This window comes from Streptomyces sp. NPDC020996 (genome assembly GCF_040641355.1).
Taxonomy (GTDB): domain Bacteria; phylum Actinomycetota; class Actinomycetes; order Streptomycetales; family Streptomycetaceae; genus Streptomyces.
Genome location: NZ_JBFADM010000094.1, coordinates 1 through 24,137, shown reverse-complemented (window position 1 = coordinate 24,137; position 24,137 = coordinate 1). Strand labels below are relative to the sequence as shown.

General features: G+C 74.9%; 9 protein-coding genes and 2 pseudogenes. 3 read left to right on the top strand and 8 right to left on the bottom strand.

Annotated features, from left to right (window positions below; all coding sequences use genetic code 11):
- Window positions 1–158 precede the first annotated feature (158 nt).
- Complete coding sequence (locus tag AB0G63_RS36615; protein ID WP_360759397.1) at window positions 159–1,172, top strand: hypothetical protein; 1,014 nt, start codon at window positions 159–161, stop codon at window positions 1,170–1,172.
- Here the strand turns inward: AB0G63_RS36615 and AB0G63_RS36610 are convergent.
- The 7 genes from AB0G63_RS36610 to AB0G63_RS36580 all read right to left on the bottom strand — a co-directional run bounded on the left by AB0G63_RS36610 (window position 1,067) and on the right by AB0G63_RS36580 (window position 22,052).
- A complete protein-coding gene (locus AB0G63_RS36610) occupies window positions 1,067–1,747 on the bottom strand; it encodes a TetR family transcriptional regulator (RefSeq protein WP_360759394.1) in 681 nt (226 codons plus the stop codon). The two genes, AB0G63_RS36615 and AB0G63_RS36610, sit on opposite strands and share 106 nt — an antisense overlap.
- 284 nt (window positions 1,748–2,031) lie before the next feature.
- Entirely contained in the window at window positions 2,032–4,254 is a 2,223-nt protein-coding gene (locus AB0G63_RS36605; RefSeq protein ID WP_360759391.1) for a hypothetical protein, read from the bottom strand.
- A 20-nt stretch (window positions 4,255–4,274) separates the two neighbouring features.
- The gene (locus tag AB0G63_RS36600; RefSeq protein WP_360759388.1) at window positions 4,275–5,942 is read right to left on the bottom strand and encodes an FAD-dependent oxidoreductase; all 1,668 of its coding nucleotides are present in this window, start codon (window positions 5,940–5,942) and stop codon (window positions 4,275–4,277) included.
- Window positions 5,943–6,026: 84 nt separating this feature from the next.
- Window positions 6,027–11,408 carry a beta-ketoacyl synthase N-terminal-like domain-containing protein gene (locus AB0G63_RS36595; protein ID WP_360759385.1) on the bottom strand — a complete coding sequence of 1,794 codons (5,382 nt, stop codon included), beginning with the start codon at window positions 11,406–11,408 and terminating at the stop codon, window positions 6,027–6,029.
- A complete protein-coding gene (locus AB0G63_RS36590) occupies window positions 11,405–20,143 on the bottom strand; it encodes a beta-ketoacyl synthase N-terminal-like domain-containing protein (RefSeq protein ID WP_360759382.1) in 8,739 nt (2,912 codons plus the stop codon). Before AB0G63_RS36590 ends, AB0G63_RS36595 begins: the two co-directional genes overlap by 4 nt.
- Before the next feature lie 205 nt (window positions 20,144–20,348).
- Complete coding sequence (locus tag AB0G63_RS36585) at window positions 20,349–21,713, bottom strand: tryptophan 7-halogenase (protein ID WP_360759379.1); 1,365 nt, start codon at window positions 21,711–21,713, stop codon at window positions 20,349–20,351.
- A gap of 81 nt (window positions 21,714–21,794) precedes the next feature.
- The gene (locus AB0G63_RS36580; RefSeq protein ID WP_360759376.1) at window positions 21,795–22,052 is read right to left on the bottom strand and encodes an acyl carrier protein; all 258 of its coding nucleotides are present in this window, start codon (window positions 22,050–22,052) and stop codon (window positions 21,795–21,797) included.
- Window positions 22,053–22,212: 160 nt separating this feature from the next.
- Here AB0G63_RS36580 and AB0G63_RS36575 point away from each other — a divergent pair, with 160 nt between their 5' ends.
- Window positions 22,213–23,370, top strand: a complete 1,158-nt coding sequence (locus AB0G63_RS36575) for a 4'-phosphopantetheinyl transferase superfamily protein (RefSeq protein ID WP_360759373.1) — start codon at window positions 22,213–22,215, stop codon at window positions 23,368–23,370.
- Window positions 23,361–23,963: pseudogene (locus AB0G63_RS36570) on the top strand (alpha/beta fold hydrolase); the annotation flags it as partial. The gene AB0G63_RS36575 and the pseudogene AB0G63_RS36570, both read left to right, overlap by 10 nt.
- Window positions 23,964–24,037: 74 nt before the next feature.
- Here the strand turns inward: AB0G63_RS36570 and AB0G63_RS36565 are convergent.
- Window positions 24,038–24,137: pseudogene (locus AB0G63_RS36565) on the bottom strand (antibiotic acetyltransferase); the annotation flags it as partial.

The window sequence follows — 24,137 nt, the reverse complement described above, 5'->3', positions numbered from 1 at the left end:
CGCGACTGCCCGGGGGCGGGCGGCGCGCCCGCCGCCCCCCCCCGCCCCGCCCCCCCGGGGCGCCGGGGCGGGGGTGCCGCCCGCCGGCGCCACCCCGGCCCGTCGCATTTCTTCCGCTACTGCCGCCTCCCGTGCGGCGAAAGGAAGTCGCTGACACCGTGTGGACGGTTCTCGCGCTCGGTACGGCCTCGGCCCTGGTGTACGCGGCCGCGGCCGTCGCGCAGCGGTCGACGGCCGCGCGGTCCGGCGCACCGGGCGGCCGGAGCCTCGGCCGCTCGCCCGCGTGGTGGGCCGCCGTCCTGCTCAACGCGCTCGGCGCGCTGCTGCACACCGCGGCCCTGCGCTACGGCTCCCTGGTCGCCGTGCAGATGCTGGGTGTGCTCACCCTGGTCGCGGCGCCGCTGCTGTCGGTCCCGCTGCTGCGGCACCGGATGACCTCCGAGCAGTGGTCGGGCACGGCGGCGACGGTGGCCGGTGTCGTCGGGCTGCTGATGCTGCTCCCGTCCGCGGGCGTCAGCCGTCCGCTGGAGGGGCGGGAGGCGCTGGGCGTCGGGGCGCTGGCCGCCGCGGCCCTCGGCGTCCTGGCGGTGGCGGCGCTCGCCGCGCGTCGGGCGGCGGTCAGCAGCCTGGCGTACGCGGCCGCCGCCGGCGTCGCGTTCGGCGCCGCCTCCGCGCTGGCCCAGACCGCCGTGCTGGAGCTGACCGGACGGGGAGCGGGGGAGCCGGGCACGGCCGTCCTGCTCGCCGTCGGCGTGGTCTGCCTGGCGCCCGGCGGGCTCCTGCTGTGCCAGCGCGCCTACCGCACCGGCCTGGAGGCGCCGCTGGCCACGGTCACTCTGGTCAACCCGGTGTTCGCGGCCGTCGTCGGCGTCTTCGTCCTCGGCGACCGCTGTGCCGCGGGTGCGGCCACCGCGCTGGCCGGAGCCGCCGCCGCGCTGGTGGCCGGGCGCGGCGTCTTCGTCCTGGCGCGGGCGGAGGGCGCCGTGGCGGAGGGCGCCGCGACGCGGGCCGTCGAGACCGGCGCCGGGGCGGGCAGGCGGGCCGGAAGGGTCGCTGCCGCCGGCGGCTACTCCTCGGCCAGGCGGTCGAAGTGGACCTGGATGGACGGCGCGAGCCAGTCCATCAGCTCCTCGAAGTCCAGCGAGGCGAGCGGCTCCACCGCGAGCACATAGCGCAGCATGACCAGACCCGCCAGCTGCGCGGAGACCAGCGAGGTGAACGCCGGTGCGCGGTCGGACCGTTCGGGGACGAACCGGCTCAGGCAGGCCTCGAAGGACGACTCGATCCGGTCCCGGAAGGTCTTGGCCGTCGCCTCGTCCGACAGGCTGGTGCGGTAGACGGCGACCAGCGCGGGCCGGGTCGCCTCGTCCTCCCAGAGGGAGAGGAACGCACGCGCGACCCACTCGCCGCGGCTCTGCAGGCCCGCCTGCACCTCGTCGTCCGTCAGGGAGTCGAAGAGGGCGGACATGTCGAGGCGCGAGGAGACCGCGTCCTGGAACAGCCCGTCCTTGTTGTTGAAGAAGTGGTGGATGAGCGCCGGGTCGACCCGGGCCTGCTGGGCGATGCCACGCATCGTGGTGCCCGAGTAGCCCTTGTCCGCGAAGAGCTCGAGAGCCGCGGTGAGGATCTGGTTCCTGGTGCCGCTCTGACCGGGCCGCCGGCCTCCACCCCGCGTGGGGCGGCCCGCGCGGGGCGTGGCGCCGCGACGGGTGCTGTTCGGGCAGGGGCTCCCGGCTCCGTTACTCATTGCCCCTCCGTTAATTCATGGGATGTGGAAATCAACGTTACCAGCATTCCACATGCGGTGACTCCCCGGTAGGGAGCCTTCCGTTGACCGTGCGCCGTGTCCAGCCACGCCGGACGCGCCGGGGGGCGGGCTGGCCGGAACCGGCAGTCGCCGTCCGCACACGAGGCGCACCGTGCCGCCACCGGACGCCCGCATGCGAAGCCGCCGTTCCGCTCTCCGCCCGCCCGGCGGGCGCGGAACGGCGGCTCCTTCCGGGCGCCGTCAGGTGACGCCCGGCCGGCCGGTCACCGCTCGACGCTGGGGGAAACGGTGGCCCCCGGCGTGAGGACCCGCCGGACCATGTGCGGGGCCCGGCGCTTGGCCCACAGCAGAGTCTTGATCCGCTTGAGGGGAGTGAAGTTGTAGTAACGGTCGGTCGGATCGCCGAAGCCGAACAGCGGCGGCACGAACGAGGCCTGACGCAATTGGCCGAAGATCCGCTCGGCGGCGGCCCCCGCGTCCATCCGGTGGTCCGCGACCTGGCGCACCAGCCGGTCCATGTCGTCGAACAGCGCGACGAAACCGGGATACACCGGGAACCACAGCCCCGCGCCCCGGTGCCGCCCCACCTCCCGCCACTGTCCGGGGTGACCGGCCGACGCCAGGGCGTCGTTGCGGGCCCGCTTCAGGGACAGCGCGGCGAACATCGAGTGCAGCAGCCACACCCGGCAGAAGGCGTTCCACAGCCGGAAGTCCGTGGTGGCCGTGAGCGCCGTGCCCAGCAGCCGCTCGCTGTGCTCGATCAGGGCCGCCTGGAACGACTCCAGGGCCGTGAACCGCGCCACCGACCAGTCGTCCTCGGCCGCCGCCGCGATGATGTGCGCCGCCGCCTCGTGCACGAGTTCCGCGGTCAGCGTGACATCCCGGGAGAGCGTGAAGTCGCAGCGCACGGCGGAGCGGTCGAGGACCACGAAGCCGGGGCCCGCCGCCGCGGTGGCCGCGTACTGCCACGGCTCCGCGCTCGTCCACGGACGCACGGTGGCCGCCTTCTCGAACTGCCACGCCAGGTCCGGGAACTGACGGACCAGCTCCTGGAAATCCTCCTCCGGGGACGCCGAACCCTGCGGCCACAGCTTGGTGTCCAGACTGACCGCCACACTGGTCAGCGCGTCGTCCCCGTCCCGCTCGGAGCCGAACGGCACCAGCTGGATCCAGCCGCCGGGGAAGACCACCTGGGTCGTGCCGCCCGTCCACGCCGTGCCGCCGGGGCCCGGGTCCACCCGCCGCTCCAGCGGCCGTACGCCCCGCAGGTGCGCGGTGAGCACCCGGGAGGAGTGGCGCAGCGGACGCAGCGCCGGCTCCGGCCCCAGGCGGGCCAGCATCGGGGCGTCCGGCCCGGACATGTCGACCACGAACTCGGCGGCCACGCTGCTGCCGTCGGCCAGCTCGACCGTGAAGTCGCCGGCCTCGCCCCGCACGTCCTTCAGCGCGGGACGGCCCTGCGGCGCCTTCGCCCCGTGGCCTACGGCGACCCGGTGCACCCAGGCGTCCACCTCCGGGCGGTACAGGTGCGACTCGCCGTGCTCGCTGGGCACGTTGAACTGGAGCTTCTGGTGCGGGCGGACGCGGGCGCCGGGGCGGGCGTAGACGAAGCCGATGCTCGACTTCAGCCCGGATCCGGCGCGCACCGACGCGGGCAGCTGCCCGAAGTGGCCGAGCGCGGCGAGCTCCGGGACGCCGTAGCGGCGCGCGAGCAGCTCGAAGACCTCCGCGGTGTACGGGACCGTCGTCTCGCCCGCCGGGATCGAGACGTCGTGCGCCGAGTCCACCAGGACCACGTCGAGGCCGGCGCGGGCCAGGACCGCGGCGAGCATGCCGCCGCCCAGATGCGCGCCGAGCACGGCGACCTTGTGGCGGGACGCCGGTGCCGCCGCGGCCACGATCCGCGACGGCCCGTCCGCCGGGGCGTCGCCCGCGACGCGGACGGCTCCGGCGCGGTCGCCTCCGGCGCGGACGGATACGGCGCGGTTGACCCCGGCCGGGTCGCCTCCGGCCCGGGCGCCTTCGGTCCGGGCGGCTACGGGCTGGACGCCCTCCGTCCGGTCGCCCTCCGTCCGGGCGGCTCCGGCGCGGTCGCCTCCGGTCCCGCCGCCTTCGGTGCTGGTGGCTGCGGGCCGGCCGGTCTCCGGCCGGGCGGCTGCCGCCCGGATGTCCTCGGGCCGGATGTCCTCGGGCCGGATGTCCTCGGGCTCGTCGGGCAGCGCGGACTCGGCCGCGCCCACCGCCTCGGCGCCCTCCAGCCAGCCGCTGTCCTGGGCCGTGTCCGCCGCCCCGGGCGCCGCCCCGGGCGCCGCCCCGGGCGCCGCCCCGGGCGCCGTCCGCCCGTCCTCGTCGTCCGCCGCGCGGGCCGCGCGCCGCGCCTGGACGTCCTTCGGGGTCGCGGCCGGCCGCGACCGGCGGCCGCGCGTCCCGGGGCTGTCCGCCGCTCTGTCCGTCGTCGGCCTTGGCGCCTCTTCGTCCTTGGGCATGGTGCTCTCCTCCTTCGCCCTCAGGCGCTCTTGTGGAATCGGGAGCGCAGGAAGCCGCCCAGCGCGCTGGCCACGATGGGCCCGGTGTCGGGAGCCGCCGGACCGCGCCTGGCCCAGTGCATGGTGCGCAGCATCCGCGGCGGGTTGGGGTTGTAGAACCGGTTGTCCGGGTCGTGCAGACCGAACGGGGGCGGGGCGTAGCCGTCGTCCTGGAGCAGGTCGAACAGCTCGCCGGTGGCCCGGTCCGGCGTCATCAGGCCGGCCTCGACGTCCCGGCAGGCGGACCAGGCCGCGTCGGTGATCTTGTTGAAGCCGACGCTGGCCGGGAAGAGGGCGCCCGGGTGCGGCTGGGCCTCCAGCTCCCGCCAGATCATGTGGTCGCCGGTGCGCTGGAAACGGACCAGCGCGTCCTGGGCGTTGAGGGTGCCGAGCACCGTGCCCAGGGCCCACATGCGAAACGTCGCGTTCCACATGCCGTAGTCGCGGAACGACGTGAAGGAGGACCCGACGACGTCGTCGTGGGCCCGCACCAGGCCCTGCTGGAGGGTCTCGACGTGGGCGAAGCGCTCCGCGGAGAAGTCGTCGTCCCGGGCTGCCTCGATGAGCCGCCAGGCCAGCGAGTTCACCACGTCGGTGGTGTTGGTCAGGCCGCGCGAGTACAGCGCGTCCACGAAACCGGCCGCGTGCGAGGTGAGGCAGAAGCGGTTGCCGACGATTCTCTTCGACGAGTACTGCAGACGGCCCGTGGACACCCACGGCCGGGCCGCCGTCGCGTCCTTGAACTGCGGGGCGATGGCCGGGAAACGCTCCAGGAACTGGGCGAACTCCTGCTCGGGCGGGGTGTCCGTCTTCGGGTGGCGGCGCGGGTCCAGCGTGAGGCCGACGCTGCACAGCCGGTTGGTGGCGCCCTTGTGGTTGTCGAAGGGGATCACCCACAGCCAGCCGCCGTCGAAGATGTGGTGCAGCGTGCCCTCGTGCCACGGGCTGGGGTTGTCGTGCCCCTGGGCCGCCGGGCAGTCGTCGTAGGGGCGCACCCCGATCATGTGGGTGAAGAGGGTGCGCGAGTGGGTGCGCTGCTGCGGCACCTCGTCGCGCAGGCCGAACTTGCGGGCCAGCGGCGAGTTGTGCCCGCCGGCGTCCACGATGTAGCGGGCGCGGATCTCCGGCCCGTTCTCCACCGCGAGCGTCACGCCGGAGCCGTCGATGGCGACGTCGGTCACCCGGGTGGCCAGCCGGCCCGTGGTGCCGTAGCTCAGCGCCACGTTGTACATGTAGGCGTCGACGTCCTGGCGGAACATGTGCGACTCGGTGGACAGGGCCACCGGGATCACGAACTGGTTGATCTCGTGCGGGTCCTGCCGTCGGCCCTCGCGGTGGTACACGAAGCCGAAGTTGCGCTTCTGCCCCGAGTTGGAGGACACCTTGGAGCGCATCGTGGAGAAGTGGCTCAGGTGGGCGATCTCCGGCACCCGGTAGCGGGCGGCGAGGATGCGCAGCATCACCGAGGTGTAGGGGATCGTCGACTCGCCCACCGCGAACCGGGGGTGCGTCCCCGCGTCGATCAGCACGGTCTTCACGCCGTTGCGGGACAGGACGGCGGCCAGGACGGACCCGGCGATGCCGGCGCCCAGGATGGCGACGTCGTGGTCCGCCCTGCCGGACGGATTGGACGCGGGCAGTGGCTGCATGATGCTCGTTCCTCCAGTGGTCGAGGCGGATTGCTGGGTCCGGGCCCGTCTTCCCGCAACACCCGGGAAGACGGGCCCCGGCGGTCACGCCCGGGCTGCCGGCGTCTTCCGGCCGGCCGGGTACCGCTGCTCGACCAGCTCCAGGAGATGGGCGCCCCAGTGGATGCCCGGGCAGGCGAAGAAGTCGCGGCTGTTGATCTCCAGGCGCAGGTCGTCCCGGCAGCGGCTGATGAGCTCCATGACCATCAGGCTGTCCAGACCCATGTCGGCGAGGCGCGTGTCCTCGGTGAGGGTGTCCAGCTCCATGCGCAGGATCGCGGAGAGCTGTACCCGGATGTACTCGTTGAGCTCGGCGAGCCGGTCGACGTGGTCCAGCCCGATCAACTTCGCCGTCAGCGGGCCCAGTTCGGGATCGGTCCCCCCGTCCTGAGCGGGCGCGCTGCGTATCTCGCTGAGGATCGGCCGTTCCCGGCGAGCCTCCATCAGGTCCCGGAACAGCGCCCAGTCCGCCGAGCACACCGTGCGGTGCGCCACGCCGTCGGCGATGGCCTCGCCGAGCAGCTCCAGCGCGTGCTCCGGATCGAGCTGCACCAGCCCGATGGAGCGCAGGAACGCCATCACCGAGTCGTCCGCGAGCCCCGACCGGGCGCCCCACGGCCCCCAGCTGACGGTCGTGGCGGCCAGGCCCCGCAGCTTGCGGTGGTGCGCGAAGGAGTCGAGGAAGGCGTTGGCCGCCGCGTAGCCCGCCAGGTGCTGCGAACCCCACACCGAGGCGATCGAGGAGAACGACACGAACAGGTCCAGGTCCTGGTCGACGGTCGCGTTGTGCAGCGCCCAGGTGCCGTCCGCCTTGGGACGCAGGCAGCGGTCGTACGTCTCGGGGTCGCTCTCCCGCAGGAACTGCGGCTCCGACAGGCCGGCCGCGTGCACCACACCGCGCAACGGGCGTCCCGCCAGGCCGAGTTGGTCGGTCAACGAGCGCAGGGCCGTCTCGTCGCACACGTCGATCGCCTCGATCCGCACGTCCGCGCCCTGGGCCTCGATCCGCCGCACCCCCGCGATCTTCGCGCCGGTCGCGTCGTCGAGGTCCGGCGCGTCCCAGCGCGACCGGTCCGGCAGCCCGGTGCGGCCGATGAGCACGACCGTGCCCGCGCCGGACCGGGCGAGCCACTCGCCGACCAGCAGGCCCAGACTGCCGAGGCCGCCGGTGACGAGGTAGCTGCCGAGGTCGCTCAGGCGCGGCGGGACCGGCTCCTCGGCCTGCGGCACCGCCACCAGACGCGGCACCAGCAGCTCCTCGCCGCGCCGGGCCGTGAGGTCCTCCACGGTCTCGGTGGCCAGCAGGCCGGCGATCTGCTCCGCCTCGTCGGCGCCGCCCGCCGGGTCCAGGTCCAGCAGACCGCCCCACAGCTCGGGGTGCTCCAGCGCGGTCACCTTGCCCAGCCCCCACAACGGCCCCGCCGGCACGCACAGTTCGCGCTGCCCGGTGCCGGTCCACTGGGCGCCCCGGGTCACCGCCCAGATCCGGGTCTCCGCCTCCGCCTCGGCCAGCCTCCGCGCCACCGCCAGGAAGACGTGCTCGACGCTCTCGCGGGCCTGCCGCACCGAACCGGAGTCGAAGCCGGACAGCGGCAGATCCAGGCCGCCGAGCAGGACCACGTGCTGGTACGTCCCGTTCACCTCGAGCGCCCGTACGGCCGCCTCGACGGTGGACTCGGTGCGGGTGACGTCGGCGCCGCGCAGCACCAGCCGCTCGGTGACCGCCCGGGCGGCCGTCCCACCGCCGAGCAGCAGCACCCGCTCGCCGCGCAGGCCGCGCGGCGTGAACCGGGCCGCGTCGGCGGGCCGCCACACCTCCTGCCACACCGTGTCCTCGTGCGCCCCGCGGGCCGGTTCGGGCGCCGCGGGCGCGGCCTGCGGCCGCAGCTGCACGTCCCGCATCGCGATCAGCACGCTGCCGTCGGCGCCCAGGATCTCCAGGCCGCCGCGCAGCCCGCCGTCGCCCGAGGACGGGGCCAGCCAGCCGTGTACGTAGCGGCGGGTGCCCGAGGGGACCGCCGTGGGCTGCGGCTCGCCCGGCTCCGGCGCGTGCTCCGACTGGCGCAGCAGGCCCAGCGTCACGTCGAGCAGCGACCCCCGGGGCAGCCGCTCCGCCGCCTGGCTGACCTCCGCGAGGACCTCGCCCGGACCCTGGTACACCTCGCCCACGACGGCCTCGGCCCAGCCCGGCACGGTGATCGTGCCCCGGCCGACGGGCACGCAGCGGGCGCGGATGGCCGCCAGGTCGCCGCCGGTGTGGGCGGGCGGGCGGCGCACCAGCACACCGCGGGCGTGCAGCCGCCAGCTGCCGCTCTCCGCGGACTCCACGCCCTGCCGCGAGAAGCACAGGAACAGCGAGCGTCCCTCGTCGTCCTGCGGCAGCACGTACACGCGGATCTTCGCCGGCCGGTGCTCGGGGTCGAGCAGCAGCGGCTCGCCCACCACGAAACGGTCCACCAGCCTCGGCTGCGCGCCGGGCAGCTTCGCCGCGCCGGCCAGCGCCCAGTTGCAGAACCCGCCCGCCGACACCTGACGGCGGCCGTCCTGGCCGGTCTGCACGAACACCTCGTCGAGCTGGTCGAGCCGGGGGGAGAAGGTGGGCGGCCCGGACAGCATGTGTCCCTCGAAGAGTGCGCCGGGCGCGTCGTCGGCGGTCAGCAGGGCTGGGTCGGCGGCTGGGTCACCGTCGTTGAACCAGTACCGCTCACGCTGCCACGGGTAACTGGGCAGCGAGGTGCGGCGCGGCCGCTCGGCGGCGTGCACGGCCTGCCAGTCGACGGCCACCCCCCGGTGGTGCAGCGCGCCCAGGGCCTGGCCGACGATGTGCCCGTCCTCGCGGTCCCGGCGCAGCGACGGGATCCAGGCGACCCCGTCCTCCGGCAGGCAGCGGGCGCCCAGGCCCAGCAGCACCGGGGCGGGGCCCAGCTCCAGGAAGGTGCGGCAGCCGGTCTCGTACAGCCGGGTCACGCCCTGGTAGAAGCGCACCGGCGCCAGCACGTGCTCCGACCAGTAGGCCGGCCGCAGCTGGTCGGGGCCCCACTCGCGGCCCGTCACGTTCGAGATGACCGGGTACTTGGGCTGGTTGTAGGCCAGGGTCTCGGTGACGGCCCGGAACTCCTCGAGCATCGGCGCCATCAGCGGCGAGTGGAAGGCGTGCGACACCTTCAGCGGGCGGTGCTTGACCCCGCGCGCGGCCAGCAGCTCCACCACCCGGGAGACCTCCTCCGCCGGGCCGGACAGCACCACGTCGGTGGGCCCGTTCACCGCGGCGACCGCCGTGCCCGGCACCGGCCCCGCCTCCGCGATCGCCGCGCGCACCGTCTCCTCGTCGCACACCAGGGTCTCCATCACCCCGCCCGAGGGCAGCGCCTCCATCAGCCGGGCCCGCGCGGTGACCAGCCTCGCCGCGTCCTTGAGCGAGTGCACCCCCGCCACGCAGGCCGCGGTGATCTCGCCCAGGGAGTGCCCGATCAGCGCGCTCGGCCGCACGCCCCACGCCTCCCACATCCGGGCCAGCGCGTACTCGACGGCGAACAGGGCGGGCTGCGTGAAGCCCGTACGGTCGATGCGCCCGTCGTCCGCGGCGCCGGCCAGGACCGGGCCGAGCGGCTCGTCGAGGTGCTCGTCGAGCGCCGCGACGCACTCCGCCAGGGCCTCGGCGAACACCGGTTCCGTCGCCGCGAGGCGGGCGGCCATCCCGGCGTACTGGGAGCCCTGCCCGGTGAACAGCCAGCCCACCCGGCGCGCCTTGGCGCCCGCCGGGCCGTGCGCGATCGCCTGCTCGGACCGCTCCCCGGCGGCGAACGCGGCCAGTCCTGCGGCCAGTTCGTCGCGGTCGCCGGTGACGCTGAGCCCGTGCTTCATGCGGGCGCGCCCGATGTGGGTCGAGTAGCAGATGTCCGACAGGGCGCGCGCGTCGGCCGACCGCACCGGCGCCTGGTACGCCCGCGCCATCTCCCGCAGCGCCTCCGGGCTGTTGGCGCTCAGCGTGAGCAGACCCACCTCGCGCGGCGCGCCCTCGCGGGGCGCGGGCCGGGGCGCCTCGCCGAGCACCGCGTGCGCGTTGGTGCCGCTCGCGCCGAAGCTGGACACGCCGGCCAGCCGGGGGCCCTGCGGCCACGGGGTGTCCTCGGTGGTCACCCGTACGTTCAGCAGGTCCCACGGGATCTGCGGGTTGGGGTCGTTCAGGTGCAGGTGCCTGGGCAGCTTCTCGTGCTGCAGGGCCAGCACCACCTTCAGCATGCCCGCCGCGCCCGCGGCCGGCTCCAGGTGGCCGATGTTCGTCTTCACCGAGCCGACCAGCAGCGGACGGTCGGCCGGACGGCCCACGCTGGTGATCGCGTTCAGCGCCTGCAGCTCGATCGGGTCGCCGAGCTGGGTGCCGGTGCCGTGCGCCTCGACGTACGACAGCTGCTCGGCGGAGATCTCGGCGTTCTTCAGCGCCGAGCTGATCACGTTCTGCTGCGCGGCCGGGTTGGGCACCGTCAGCCCGCTGCTGCGCCCGTCGTGCTCGGTGGCCACCCCGCGCACCACCGCCAGGACGCGGTCGCCGTCCGCCTCGGCGTCCGCGAGCCGCTTCAGCACGAACAGCGCGCCGCCCTCGCCGCGCGCGTACCCGTCCGCCGAGGAGTCGAAGGTCTTGCAGCGGCCGTCGGGCGACAGCGCGCGCAACTTGCTGACCAGCACGAAGCCGTACGGCGACAGCATCAGGTTCACCCCGCCGACCAGCGCCATGTCGCAGGCCCGCGAGCGCAGGCTGAGCACCGCCTGCTCCAGCGCCACCAGCGAGGAGGAGCACGCCGTGTCGATGACCATGCTGGGGCCCTGGAAGCCGAACGTGTACGACACCCGGCCCGCCAGGAAGCTCGGCTCGCCGATCAGTTGGTAGGCGTCGACGTCCGCGAGCGCGCCCTTCTGCTGCCGCATGCGCACGTAGTCGCTGGTGCTGGCGCCCAGGAACACGCCGACCCGGCTGCCCTCCAGCTCGGCCGGCGGCAGGCAGGCGTTCTCCATGGCCTCCCAGGCCAGTTCCAGCACCAGCCGCTGCTGCGGGTCCATGCCCGCCGCCTCCCGCGGTGAGATGCCGAAGACGGTGGGGTCGAAGGTGTCCACCGGCCCTTCGAGGAAGTTGCCGGCCAGCGTGTAGGCGGTGCCCGGGTGATCGGGGTCGGGATGGTAGAAACCGGCGACGGAGTGCCGCTCCTCGGGGAACTGCGCCGTCAGGGAGCGGCCGTCGGTGAGCGACTGCCAGAACTCCTCGGGACTCGCGCCGCCCGGCAGCCGGCAGGACATGCCGATCACCGCGAGCGGCTGCGGCCGTTGCAGCTCCTGAACCCGGGCGCGCAGAGTGCGGATGGTGCCCAGGGAGTCCTTCAGCCGGCCGCGCAGGACGTCCTGGCTGGGCTGCTCGGCGGGGCTCTTCGTCATCGGTTCTCCTCAAACCCGAAGTTCTGCGAGTCGGAGATCTCCGCCTCCAACTGGCGTAGCAGTTCGTCGTCGTCGAGCTCGTCGAGGTCGGTGGCGCCGGCGGCGCCCTCGGCCGCCGACGGCTCGGCCGCGGGGTCGTGCGGGCCGCCGCCGTCCGCGGCGTCGGCCGGATGACCGAGGCGTTCCAGCAGGTGCGCGGTGAGCGCCAGGGCGGTGGGATGCTCGAAGGCGACCGTCGAGGACAGCTCCACATCCAGCTCCCGGGACAGCCTGAGGCGCAGCGTCAGCGACATCACCGAGTCCATGCCGAGGTCGAAGAAGCCCTGGTCGGCGCGGAGTTCGTCCTCCGACAGGCCCAGCACCGCCGCGACCTGCCCGCACACCCAGTCCAGTGTCCGGTCCCGGCGCTGGTCCGGGTCGAGCGCGCCGAGCCCGGCCACGAACCCGGTGCCGTCCTCGCGCCGCCCCGACCCCAGCACCTCGGCGAACAGCCGCCGGTGCGGGGCGTCGGCGAGCGCCGTGCGGAACTGCTCCCAGTCCACGTCGGCGACCGCCCAGTGCACCGAGTCCTCCCCGGCCAGCAGGTCGAGCGCGGCGATCAGGTCCTCCTCCCGCAGCGGGCCGATGCCGCTGGTCTTCAGCAGTAAAGTCGTCCGTTCGTCGAGGAGTTCGCTGCCCGCCAGGGGCATCAGCTCCAGGTGGGTGACCGGCAGGCCGGTCGCCCGGCGGCGCGCCGCCAGCGCCCGCAGCGCCCAGTCCGACGGCGCCGAGGCGCCCGTGACCGCGCCGCCCCAGGTGCCCGGCACCGAGCCCAGCAGGACGAACAGGCCCACCGGGTCCTTCGCGGTCAGCCGGTGCAGCAGCTCGGCGGTCCGGCCCCGGTTCAGCTCGGCGCGCAGCAGCGCCTCCGTCGTCTCCTCCAGCGGCACCGCGGCCCCCGGCGAGCCGGCGCACACCACCGACGCGATCCCGCACTCCGCACGCAACTCATCGACCAGCGCCGCCAGTTCAGAGTGCGAGCCGTGCGTGGCGACGGTGCGGACCTCGGCGCCCGACGCACGCCAGGCGGCGATCCGGTCGGTGGGCGTCTCACCCGCCGCGTCCGCCGGGTCCGTGTCCACCAGGACGATCCGCCGGGCACCGGCGCCCACCAGCCACTCCACCGCGCACGGCGCCAGCGCGCCGCCCCCGCCGGTCACCAGGTGCCAGCGGTCCGCGGACAGCGGCCCGCGCTCGGCGGGCCGCGGCGCGGCGCCGCGCACCAGGGAGCCGACCAGCACCGCGGAGTGCTCGACGCGGACGTGCTCGTCGCCGGGCGCGCCCAGCATCCGGGTCACCAGGACCCGCAGTTCCTCGGCGCTGCCGTGCGTCAGGTCGACGTGGCCGCCCCACGCGTCGGGCCGGGTCATCGCCAGCGTCCGGCCGAGGCCGGCGTGCGCGCCCTGGTCGCCGTCGGGGTAGCCCGCGTGGCCGGTCGGCAGCAGCGCGTGCCGGGTGACCAGCCACAGCCGGGGCGCGGGGCCCTCGGCGTCGGCGAGCGCGGCGGTCAGCGCGACCGTGGCCGGCCAGCCGTCCGGGCGCGAGTCGAGGTCCTCCAGCGGCCACAGGTCGCAGATGCCGGTGGTCGGCGAGTTGGCGTGCACGGCGAGCAGGGTCCGCCAGGCGTCCCGGTCGGCCGGGTCCAGGGCGAGGTCGTGCGGATCGGCGGACGGCGGCGCGGCCTGCGAGCGCACCCGGCGCACCTCGCACCCGGCAGCCCGCAGCTGCTCCGCCACGGCGCCCGCCAGGTGCTCGGTGTCGCCGCACACCAGCCAGCGCGTCGCGGGCGGCGTGGCGGCGTCCTGCTCGGCACCGGCCGGGCGCTGCCCCGCCGGGGTCCACACCATCCGGTACAGCAGGCTCTCCAGCCGGTCGCGCCGCGCGTCCGCGGGCGTCGGCGACGGGGCGGCGGCCGGCCGCAGCCCGGTCAGCTCCAGCACCGCCCGGCCCGCTGCGTCCAGGACCGTCACGTCCGCCTCCGCCGACCCCTCGGCCGTCCTGCGCACCGGCCCGCGGCGCAGTCGTACGGTGCCGTCGACGGCCGCCTTCACCCGCACCGAGCCGATCGCCGCGACCCCGTCCACCGCCGCGTCTGCGGTCAGGTGCAGGGCCAGGCGCAGCAGCTCGGCGGGCAGCCGGTGCCGGGCGGCCGCGTCGGGCACCCGGACGGTGACCTCCGCGCAGCCCCGGCCGCTGCCCGCCGACTCCACACCGAACGCCGGGAACGCCTCGGCGAGCGTGGCCCGCAGCGGCTCGTCGTCCGCCAGCGGCGCCGCGTCGGCGGCCGGCGCGGCGAAGTCCTCCGGCAGGCCCATGGCCGCGGTCAGCGCGGGTTCGGCGGGCGCGTCCTCGGCGAGGCAGTGCAGCACCAGCGTGCCCTGCCGGGTGTCGGCGACCGCCTGCAGCTCCGCCCGGCTCTCGCCGTCCGTGCGCGGCGCGGCGCCGAACCGCACGCCGCTCAGCGCCGGCGCGGCCGGTCCGGTGGCGGCGGCCGTGCCGAGCGCGGCCTCCAGGAGGGCGGCCGCCGACACCGTCGTACGGGATCCCTCGCCCGTCGTCTGCCAGGGGCTGCGGGTGCCGTCGACGCTCACCGGGACCAGCGCGGTCCACGGCGCGTGCGCCGGCCGGACCGGGGCGCCGACCAGGCTGCCCGAACCGCCCGTGCGGTCCGCCGGCAGGTCCGGCAGGCGGTGCTCCTTGCGCTGCCACGGGTACAGGGGCAGGTCCACCACGCGGCGGCCGTCACCCGCGAACGCGGCCCAGTCGACCGGCACGCCGTGCGCGTGCAGCGCGCCGAAGGTGGTGAGCAGCGCGCCCACCTCGTCCTCGTCGCGGACCAGCGAGGGCAGCGCCAGCGGGCGCCCGGCCCCGGCCGCGGCGAGGGACTCCTCGGTGCCGGAGACCAGCACCGGGTGCGGGGAGATCTCGACGAACACCCGCTCCTCGGCGTCCTCCACCGCGCTCACCGCGTCCTGGTAGAGGACGGTGTCGCGCAGGTTGCGGCCCCAGTACTCGGCGGTCAGGTCGAGTCCGGACACCTCGCCGCCGGCCACCGCCGAGTACACCGGGACGCGCGCCTCGGACGGCGTCAGGTGCGCCAGCCCGGACACCAGCCGCTCGCGCAGCGGGTCCATCAGCGGGGAGTGCGGCGCCACCGGCACCTTCACCCGCCGCACGAACACGTTCGCCTCGGTCAGTTCCTCGGTCAGCTCCTCCAGCGCGTCGAGGGCGCCGGCGACGACCGTGGTGCGCGGGCCGTTGACGGTGGCGATGCCCAGCTTGTCCTCGTACAGCACCAGGTAGGGGGCGAGTTCCTCACGGCTCAGCCCGACCACGACCGACCCGCCGGTGCCGACCAGCGTGTCCAGCAGCCGCGAGCGCAGGCACAGCACCTCCGCGGCCTGCGCCAGCGTCAGCGCCCCGGCCGCCCACGCGGCGGCGACCTCGCCCATGCTGTGCCCGACGACCGCCGCCGGCTCCACGCCCCAGCTGCGCCACAGCTCCACCAGGCCGACCTGCACGGCGAAGATCAGCTCCTGCGGGATGCCCTGGTCGAAGGGCCGGCTGTCCGGCTCGCCGCGCAGCGAGGCCAGCGGCGACCAGGCGATCCACTTGCGCATCTCCTCCTCGCAGGCCAGCACCGCGTCCCGGAACACCGGCTCGTTCTCGAGGAGCCGGCGGCCCATGCCGGCCCACTGGGAGCCGAAGCCGGAGAAGACGAACACGCAGGAGCGGACGGTGTCGGCGGTGCCGGTGCGCACCCCGGGATGCTCGCCGCCCTTGGCCAGGGCGCGCAGGGCCGAGCGGACCGCGACCACGTCCCGGCCCACCGCGACGGCCCGGTGCTCCAGGTGGCTGCGGCGCGCGCCCGCGGTGTAAGCGAGGTCGGCGAGGACGTCCGCGTCGGCCGACTCCAGCAGCTCGAGGTACTGCCGGGCGGCGGCGGGCAGCGCGGACTCCTGCGCCGTCGACAGCGGCAGCGCGAAGCGGTCCGCGGGCCGGTCCGCCGCCGGCGCGAGGGCCGCGGAGGTCCCGGTCCCCGGCGCGACGGGCGGCTCGGCGACCACGATGTGCGCGTTGGTGCCGGTGAAGCCGAAGGAGCTGACGCCCGCGACGCGGCGCCGGTCCGGCTCGGGCCAGCTCTCGCCGCCCCCGGCGATCGCCAGCCCCATCTCCTCCCAGCGCACCTGCGAGGTCGGCCGGGTGGTGACACCGACGTGCGGCGGGATCTGGCCGTGGTGCACCGCGAGGACGGCCTTGATCAGGCCCGCCATGCCCGCGGACGCCTCCAGGTGCCCGATGTTGGGCTTGGCCGAACCGACCAGCAGCGGCGCGCCGTCGGCGCCGTCGGGCCGGAGCGACTGGGCGAGCGCCCGCAGCTCGATCGGGTCGCCGAGCGGGGTGCCGGTGCCGTGCGCCTCCGCGTAACCGACCTCGCGACCGCTCAGCCCGGCCTGCGCCAGGGCCTGTTCGATCAGCGCACGCTGCGCCGTGCCGTTGGGCACGGTCAGTCCGCTGCTCGCGCCGTCCTGGTTGACCGCGCTGCCGGGCAGCACGGCGTAGACCCGGTCGCCGTCGGCCAGGGCCTGCGACAGCCGCTTCAGCACGACCGCTCCGGAACCCTCGCCGCGCAGGTAGCCGTCGGCCGCGTCGTCGAAGGTGCGGCACTGCCCGGAGGGCGACAGCGCGCCGCCGGCCGACACCGACACGGGGATGACCGGGCTGAGGATCACGTTGACGCCGCCGGCCACCGCGAGGTCGCTCTCGCCGGAGCGCAGGCTCTGGATCGCCAGGTGCACCGCGGTCAGCGAGGAGGAGCAGGCGGTGTCCACCGCCATGCTGGGACCGGTCAGGCCCAGGAAGTACGACAGCCGTCCGGCCGCCCCGGCGAAGGAGTTGCCGGTGCCGTAGTACAGGTCGACGTCCTGCAGCCGGCCCGCCACCTGCTGGGAGTGGTCGGAGCTGTTCATCCCGACGAAGACGCCGGTCGCCGAGCCGCGCAGCCGGTCCCGGGTGGCGCCCGCGTCCTCCAGCGCCTCGTAGGCGACCTCCAGGAACAGCCGGTGCTGCGGGTCGAGGCTGCGCGCCTCGCGCGGGGAGACCCGGAAGAAGGCCGCGTCGAAGCCGCGGACGTCGTCGAGGTAGCCGCCGCGCAGCGAGGTGATGGTGCCGGGCGTCCAGGCGCCGTCGGACAGGTACGCCTGACCGTCCCAGCGGTCCGGCGGCACGTCCCGGATGACGACGCGGCCGTCGCGCAGCAGCTGCCAGTAGTCGCCGACGGTGGGGCTGCCGGGGAAGCGGCAGCTCATGCCCACGACGGCGATGGGGTCGTCGGCGGGGGCGGGCTGCTCGGCCGGCTGCGGCTCGGTCGGCGTGGCGGCGCCGGTCGCCGCCTCCTCGCCCGGCCCGGCCGGCGCGGCCTCCCGCCGCGCCACCAGCGGCAGCAGGTGGTCGACCAGCTCGTCCAGGCAGGGCCGCTCGAACGGGGTGGACAACGGGATGTCCAGGCCCAGCTCCATGCCGAGCCGGTCCACGAACTCCACGATGGTCAGCGAGTCCAGGCCGAGGTCGGCGAAGCCGCGCCGGGGCGGGATGCGCCGGCCCGGGTCCTGGCCGAGCACCGAGGCCAGCACCTCGGTGGTGCGGCGCATCAGGCCGCGGCGCTGCCGGTCGGTCCCGCCGGCCGGGCCGCTGCCCGGCGCGCTGCCGCCGGGGGCCGTGGCGCCGCCTTCCCGCGGTGCGCTGGTGTCCGCCGCCGCTCCGCTCCGCCTCCTCGCGGAAGCGGCGGCGGACGGATCGACTTCCCGGCCGGCCCCGTCGGGGGTCGGGGCCGCGGCCGGGGAGCCACCGGCGGAGGGGGGGAGCTCCGCCGGAGTCGTGAGGTCGGGGACGGGCACGGCGTCGGCCGATGCCTCGCCCGGGGCGCCGCCGCCGAGGTCGACCCGGCGCGCCGGACCCAGCGGGTTGCCCGACTCGTCGATCAGCTGCACCGCGAGCTGCGCGGGGCGCGCCACCGCGTCCGGCACGGCGCCCGGCGCGTACTGCGTGCCCGGTGTCACCTCCGGCAGCCAGAACGACTCGTGCTGCCAGGGATGCCGGGGCAGGTCCGTCGGCCGGCCGGGCAGCAGGCCGTCCCAGCGGACCTCCGCGCCCGCGCAGTGCAGTTCGGCGAGCGCGGCGAGCAGCGCGGCGGGCCCGTCCGCGTCGCGGCGCAGCGAGCCGACCGCGACGCCCGGTCGGCGCAGCGCGGTGAGGCCGTCGCCGAGCGGGCGGACCAGGGTGGGGTGCGGGCCGATCTCGACGAAGTCGGCGCCCTGGTTGGCGATCAGGTTCTTCACCGCCGGCCAGAAGCGCACCGGGCTGAGGACGTTGGCCGCCCAGTAGTCCGCGTCCAGCACGGCGGGCGGCGCGTCGGGGGAGACCGTGGAGAGGAACGCGTCCGGGCGCGGGCTGGGCGTCAGGTCGCCCAGCTCGGCGCGCAGTTGATCGGCGAACGGCGCCATCGCCGGGCTGTGGAAGGCGTAGTCGCCGGGCACGAAGCGGGCCGGGACGTTCCGCTCGCGCAGCAGCGCCGCGATGGCCGTCAGGTCCTCCTCCGTCCCGGCCAGCACGGTGGCCGACGGCCCGTTGACGGTGGCGACGGTGACCACGCGGCCGGTGCCGGCGGCGGTGACCACCGCCTCGTCCTCGGGCAGCGCCACCGCGAGCATCCGCCCGGTTCCGGCGGCCGCGGCCATGATCCGCCCGCGCCGCACGGCGAGGTCGAGGGCCGCTGGCAGGTCGAGGGCGCCGGTGAAGCAGGCGGCGGAGATCTCGCCGAGACTGTGGCCGATCACGTCCGTCGGCTCCACACCCCGCGCCCGCCACACCTCCGCGAGCGCCAACTGCAGTGCCACCACCGCGGGCTGGGCCAGCTCCGTATCGGCGAGCCGGTCGCCGCCGAGCAGTTCGCGCAGCCCCGGCAGCCCGGCGGCGCGCAGCACCTCGTCGCTGCGCTCCAGCGAGGCGGCGGCCACCGGCTCCCGGTCCCACAGGTCCAGGCCCATGCCGCTCCACTGCGAGCCCTGACCGGAGAAGACGAAGACGGTACGGTGCCGGCGGCGCGGCTCGGCGGTGCCGGTGACCGTGCGCTCGTCCGGCTCGCCCTCGGCGAGTTCCCGCAGCGAGGCGCGCAGCTGCGCGGCGTCGGCGGCGATCACCGTGGCGCGCGCCTCGTGGTGGGTGCGCCGTACGGCCGCGGTGTGCAGGACGTCCGGCAGCGGACGGTCGTCGTCCAGCGCCTCGGCGAGATCGCGGGCCCGCTCCCGCAGCGCCTGCTCGGTGGAGCCGGACAGCAAGAGGACCTGCGGCGCGCCGTTCTGAGGCTCCGTCACCGGCTGCGCCTGGTCCGCCGGGGCGGACAGCAGCAGGTGCGCGTTGGTGCCGCTGAGCCCGAAGGCGCTCACCCCGTACAGCGTCTCCTCGCCCGCGCCGTCGACCTCGACGGCCTCGGGGGAGATGGTCAGCGGGCCGTCGTTCCAGGGGATGGCCGGGTTGGGGGTGCCCAGGTGCAGCTGCGGTGGGACGAGACGGTGCCGGGCGGTCAGTACGGTCTTGATGAGCGCGGCGACACCGGCCGCCGCGTCCGTGTGCCCGAAGTTGGCCTTGTGCGAGCCGATGTGCAGCGGGCGCTCGCGGCCCGGTCCGAACACCTGCTGCAGCGCGTACGCCTCGATCGGGTCGCCGAGCGGGGTGCCGGTGCCGTGGGCCTCGACGAAGGCGACCTGCTCCGGCCGGGCGTCGGCGCGGGTGAGCGCGTCCCGCAGCAGGGACTCCTGCGCGGAGGCGTTGGGCACGGTGAGACCGGCGCTGCGGCCGTCGTGGTTGAAGGCGCTGCCGCGGATCACGGCGAGCACCCGGTCGCCGTCGGCGAGGGCGTCGTCGAGCCGCTTCAGTACGACGACACCGCAGCCCTCGCCCCGGACGATGCCGTCCGCCGCGGCCGAGAACGGCTTGCAGCGGCCGGTGGGGGACAGGGCCTGCACCTTGCTCATGAAGATGGACAGCTCGGGGGTGGCCAGCACGTTGACGCCGCCGGCCAGCGCGGTGTCGGCCTCGCCGCAGGCCAGGGAGCGGCAGGCGAGGTGCACCGCGACCAGGGACGAGGAGCAGGCGGTGTTCACGGCGAGCGCCGGCCCGTGCAGCCCCAGGGTGTAGGCGACCCGGCCGGGCGCGAAGCTGAACTCCTTGCCGCTGGCGTAGTAGGGGTCGATGGCCTTCACACCGCGCGTCTTGGAGTGCAGCAGCGTGTAGTCCATGCCTAGCATGCCGAAGAACACGCCGGTCCTCGATCCGGACAGGCGCGGTTTGGTCAGGCCCGCGTGCTCCAGGGCCTCCCAGGAGACCTCCAGCAGCAGCCGCTGCTGCGGGTCCATCTCGCGGGCCTCGCGGAAGGAGATGCCGAAGAAGTCCGCGTCGAAGCGGTCGAGCCCGGGCAGGACGCCGGCCCAGCGGCAGTAGCCGGTGCCGGGAGCCGCGCCGTCCTCGCTGATGTACTCGGGGCCCCAGCGCTCGGGGGGTATCTCCCCGATGACGTCGACGCCGTCGCGCAGGACGCGCCAGAAGGACTCGGGGTCGACCACCCCGCCCGGGTAACGGCACCCGATGCCGACGAGAGCGATGGCCGGGTCGGAGCTGGTTCCGTTGCGGGCGGGCATGGATCCCCCTTGTCAGGAGCGACGATCGGGTGGGTGGTGCCTGGATGGAGCGGGTGGCGCCTTCGACGGTGCGGGTGGCGCCTTCGACGGTGCGGGCGGTGCCTTCGACGGTGCGGGCGGTGCCGCGAGGGAGGTGCGCGAGCAGCCGGGCCGTGGGGCGTGCCTGGGCCCCACGGCCCGGACTCGGCGGCCTAGGCGCTGTCGCCTAGAACTTGGCCGCGGCGGAGGGGGCCTTGAGCGTGCCCAGGTACTTGTGCCACAGGTGGGTGGGGTCCTTCTCCACCGCTTCGACGATCTCCCGCATCGCCGCGAGGGCCTTGGGCTCGCCGTCGTACACGTCGCCCTGGAGCATCTTCAGGACGTCCAGGCGGTAGCGCGGGTCCTGGACGAACGCCGTGAAGAGGATGTTCAGGCGGTAGTAGATCGAGATGAACTCGTACCAGTTGCTCACCGCGCTGCGCAGCGTCTTCACGTAGGTGTCGAAGCGCTCCTTGCGGAAGTCGCCGGCCTCATGGGCGGCGATGATGTCCGCCGCGGCCAGGCGGGCGCTGTTGAGCGCCACGCTCACGCCGCTGGAGAAGATCGGGTCGACGAACCGGGCCGCGTCGCCGATCATCACGAGCGAGTCGTCCGCGATCTTCGTCAGGGCGTAGCTGTAGTCGCCCTCGGACTTGAACGGCTTGACCTGGCGGGCGTTCCGCAGGGCCTCCTTGAGCGCCGGGCGGCTGCCGACGGTGTCCCAGAAGAAGGTCTCCAGGTCGTTCTTGGCGGCCTTGAAGCGGGCCTTCTGCGTCACCACGCCTATGGACGTGATGGTGTCGGTGATCGGGATCTGCCAGACCCAGGTGTCCTCGAGCGGCAGGAAGTGGATGAAGATGTAGTCGGCCTGGTCCTTGTTGACCGCGAGGGCCTTGCGGTCGAAGTCGTCGAACCAGGTGTGCACCGCGTACTGGTTGAAGACCGGGTCCGGCTCCTTGCACTTGAGCTGGGCGCCCATCATGGTGCGGCGGCCGCTGGCGTCGATCACCATGCGGACGGGCACGCCGATCGGCTGGTTGCCCACTTTGGCCTCGAGGACCGGCCGGTCGCGGTCGGAGAAGTCGACGCGGTTGACGCGGACGCCGTGGTACACCTTCGCGCCCAGGCTCTCGGCGTTCTGCAGCAGGATCTGGTCGAACTTGCCGCGGTCCACGTGGAAGGTGTGGTCCCGGTCGACGCCGTTCTGGTCCCGCTCGCTGAAGAGCACCTCGGCGGAGCGGAAGTCGTGGTCCAGTCCGGTGAAGCCGTTGTGCGGGATGTCCCGGTCCTCCGCGGACGTCCAGGCGGCGCCGTACTTCTTGGGGAAGCCCGCGGCCTCCACCTTCTCCATCGCTCCGGTCTCGATGAGTACCGGGGTGGTGGCCGGGACCAGGGACTCGCCGACGTGCTCGCGCGGAAAGGTCTCCGATTCGAAGACCACCACGGACAGGCCCGCCTTGGCGAGGTACGCGGCCGCCGTGGCACCGGCCGGACCGCCGCCGATGATGCCGATGTCGTAGTCGTAGCCGTTGTTCTCGGATGCCTCGGACAACGTGATCTCCTGTCGTGGTGTGGTGTCGGGCGCGTTCCGCGGCGGCCGCTCAGGTCGCGTGCCGGCCGTGCGCACGCGGTGTCAGCGGAGGGTCAGCACCAGGTCGGTGATGCTGTCCAGGTTCTGGAAGTTGCCGCCGGTCAGCTCGGTCGGCGGGATGGTGGTTCCCAGCTCGTCACGGATGAACGTGAGCAGTTGGGCGGTGTTCACCGAGGTGAGGATCCCCCACTCCAGCAGGGGGGTGTCCGCGGCCAGGCCCTGCGAGTCGGGGTCGGAGAGCAGCCGTTCCTGGACGAACTCGGTCAGCTGGGAGAGCAGTTCTTCGCGGTCACTGGCCACGCCGTGCCTCCTTGAGACGCGTTGAGAAGTGGTGCCGGCGAGAAGCTCAACACTCGTAGATTTCAACGATTGATGATGTCATTTCCCGATGAACTCTACTAGTGTTGAGTTCTGCGTCAAGTGGCCGACCGTGACTGGCCGGACGAGGGTTGGAGGCCCGATGAACCGAGCACGCAACGGTCCGCCGCCAGGTGAGACGCACGTCTGGGTGGTCCCCGAACCCGGCCCCGGGCCCCGGCGGGAGGCGCTGCTGCAGCGCTGCGCCGGGCTGCTGGCGCCCGAGGAACGGCGCCGCTTCGGCCGGATCGTCCCCTCCGCCCGCACGCTGTACGCCTGCTCGCACGCCGCGCTGCGGGCGGTCACGGCGCTGTACTCGGGCCGCAGCCCCGACCGCGTCGCCTTCGTCCGGGGGAAGCTCGGCAAGCCGTACGTCAGCGGTGACCCCGGGCTGCGGGTCAGCCTGTCCCACACCGACGGCCTGGCGCTCGTCGCGGTGAGCCGGGACGGCCCCGTCGGCGTCGACGTGGAACGCGTCACGCCGCTGCACGACCCGGCCGGCCTGCGCCGCCAGATCCTCTCCCCGTGGGAGGACCCGCGCTGTCCCGGCAGCGCCGAAGACCCGTCGCACGGAGCCCTGTTCACGCACTGGACGTGCAAGGAGGCGGTCCTGAAGGCGCTGGGCACCGGCCTGGCCGGCGACCTCACGGCGGTGTGGGTCGCGCCGGGCGAGCGCCGCGGCGGCCCGGTGCGCGTCCACCGCGCCCCCGGTGACCCCGCGCGCGCCTGGCGCCTGTGGCTGATCGACGCGGGCCCCGGATTCCGCGCGGCGGTCGCCGTGGCGGGCGGCGGCGACGTGGTACGGGTCCTCGGCCGCCTCCCCGGCCACGACGACGGGCTCCTCGCGGCGGCCGCCCCCCTGGACGCAGGCCCGCTCGCCCCGGAGCCGGCGGACATCCGGACCCTGGTCGCGGCAGGGGCGGGCGTGCGTCTCCTCGCCCCCTACACCGCCGTTCACCCAGCTCCGTCCACGGCCGGTCACCTCGGCCCGTCCACGGCCGGTCACTTCGGCCCGTCCACGGCCGGTCACCTCGGCCCGTCCAGCGCCGTTCACCTCGCCCCACCCACCGCGGCCTCCCGTACGCCCGCTGCCTCCGGCCTGTGCGCGTCCGCCGCCCCGGCCGCCGCGCCCCGGAGCACCCCTCGCTCCCCACACCCCGCGGCCGCGCACCCCGCGGCCCCGCACCCCCCGCCCACTTCCGCGCCGGTGCCCTCCGTGGTCGGCGTGGCTCAGCAGAAGGAGATCCCGTCATGCAGGTGAGCCCTCCCGGCGCGACCGCCGCCGTGCCACCCGCCGCTCCCGCTGCTCCCGCAGCTCCCGTCGCTCCCGCAGCTCCAGCCGCGCCCGCCGACGCGCCGGCGCTGCTGTGTGTGCCGTACGCCGGCGGGGCCGCGCAGGCCTTCACCGGACTGCGGGCCGCCCTGTCCGCGGCCGCGCGCACCGAGCTGCTCGAACTGCCCGGTCACGGACGCCGGATGGCCGAGCCCGTGCGCGACGACTTCGGAGAGGTCCTGAACGACCTGGTGCGCTCCTCCGCGCCGCACACCACCGGCCACTACGTCCTGCTCGGATACAGCATGGGCGCCGCCTTCGCCTACGAACTGGCGCGTCACTGGAGCGCGTTGGGCCGACCGCCGAGCGGTGTCGTGCTCGTCGGCCGCAACGGGCCCACCGCCCGGCAGACCTTCCCCGACATCCACCGGCTCGCCGCCCCGGCCTTCCTGGACGCGGTCCGCCGGCTCGGCGGCACCCCGCCGCAGCTCTTCGAACGCCCGGAGCTGATCGAGCTGTTCGCGCCGGTGCTGCGCGCCGACTTCACTCTGTCGGAGACGTACGAGGCGCTGCCCGGACCGCCGCTCGGCTGCCCGCTGTGGGTGTGCGCCGGCACCGACGACCCGATGGTGGACGACGCGGGCCTGCGCGACTGGGAGAACCGGGTGCGGATGAGCCGTGCCGGGTTGCCGCCGACGATCCCGTAGTCGGGTACGTCCGTGGTGACCACGGCGCCGGAGCCGATGATCGCTCCG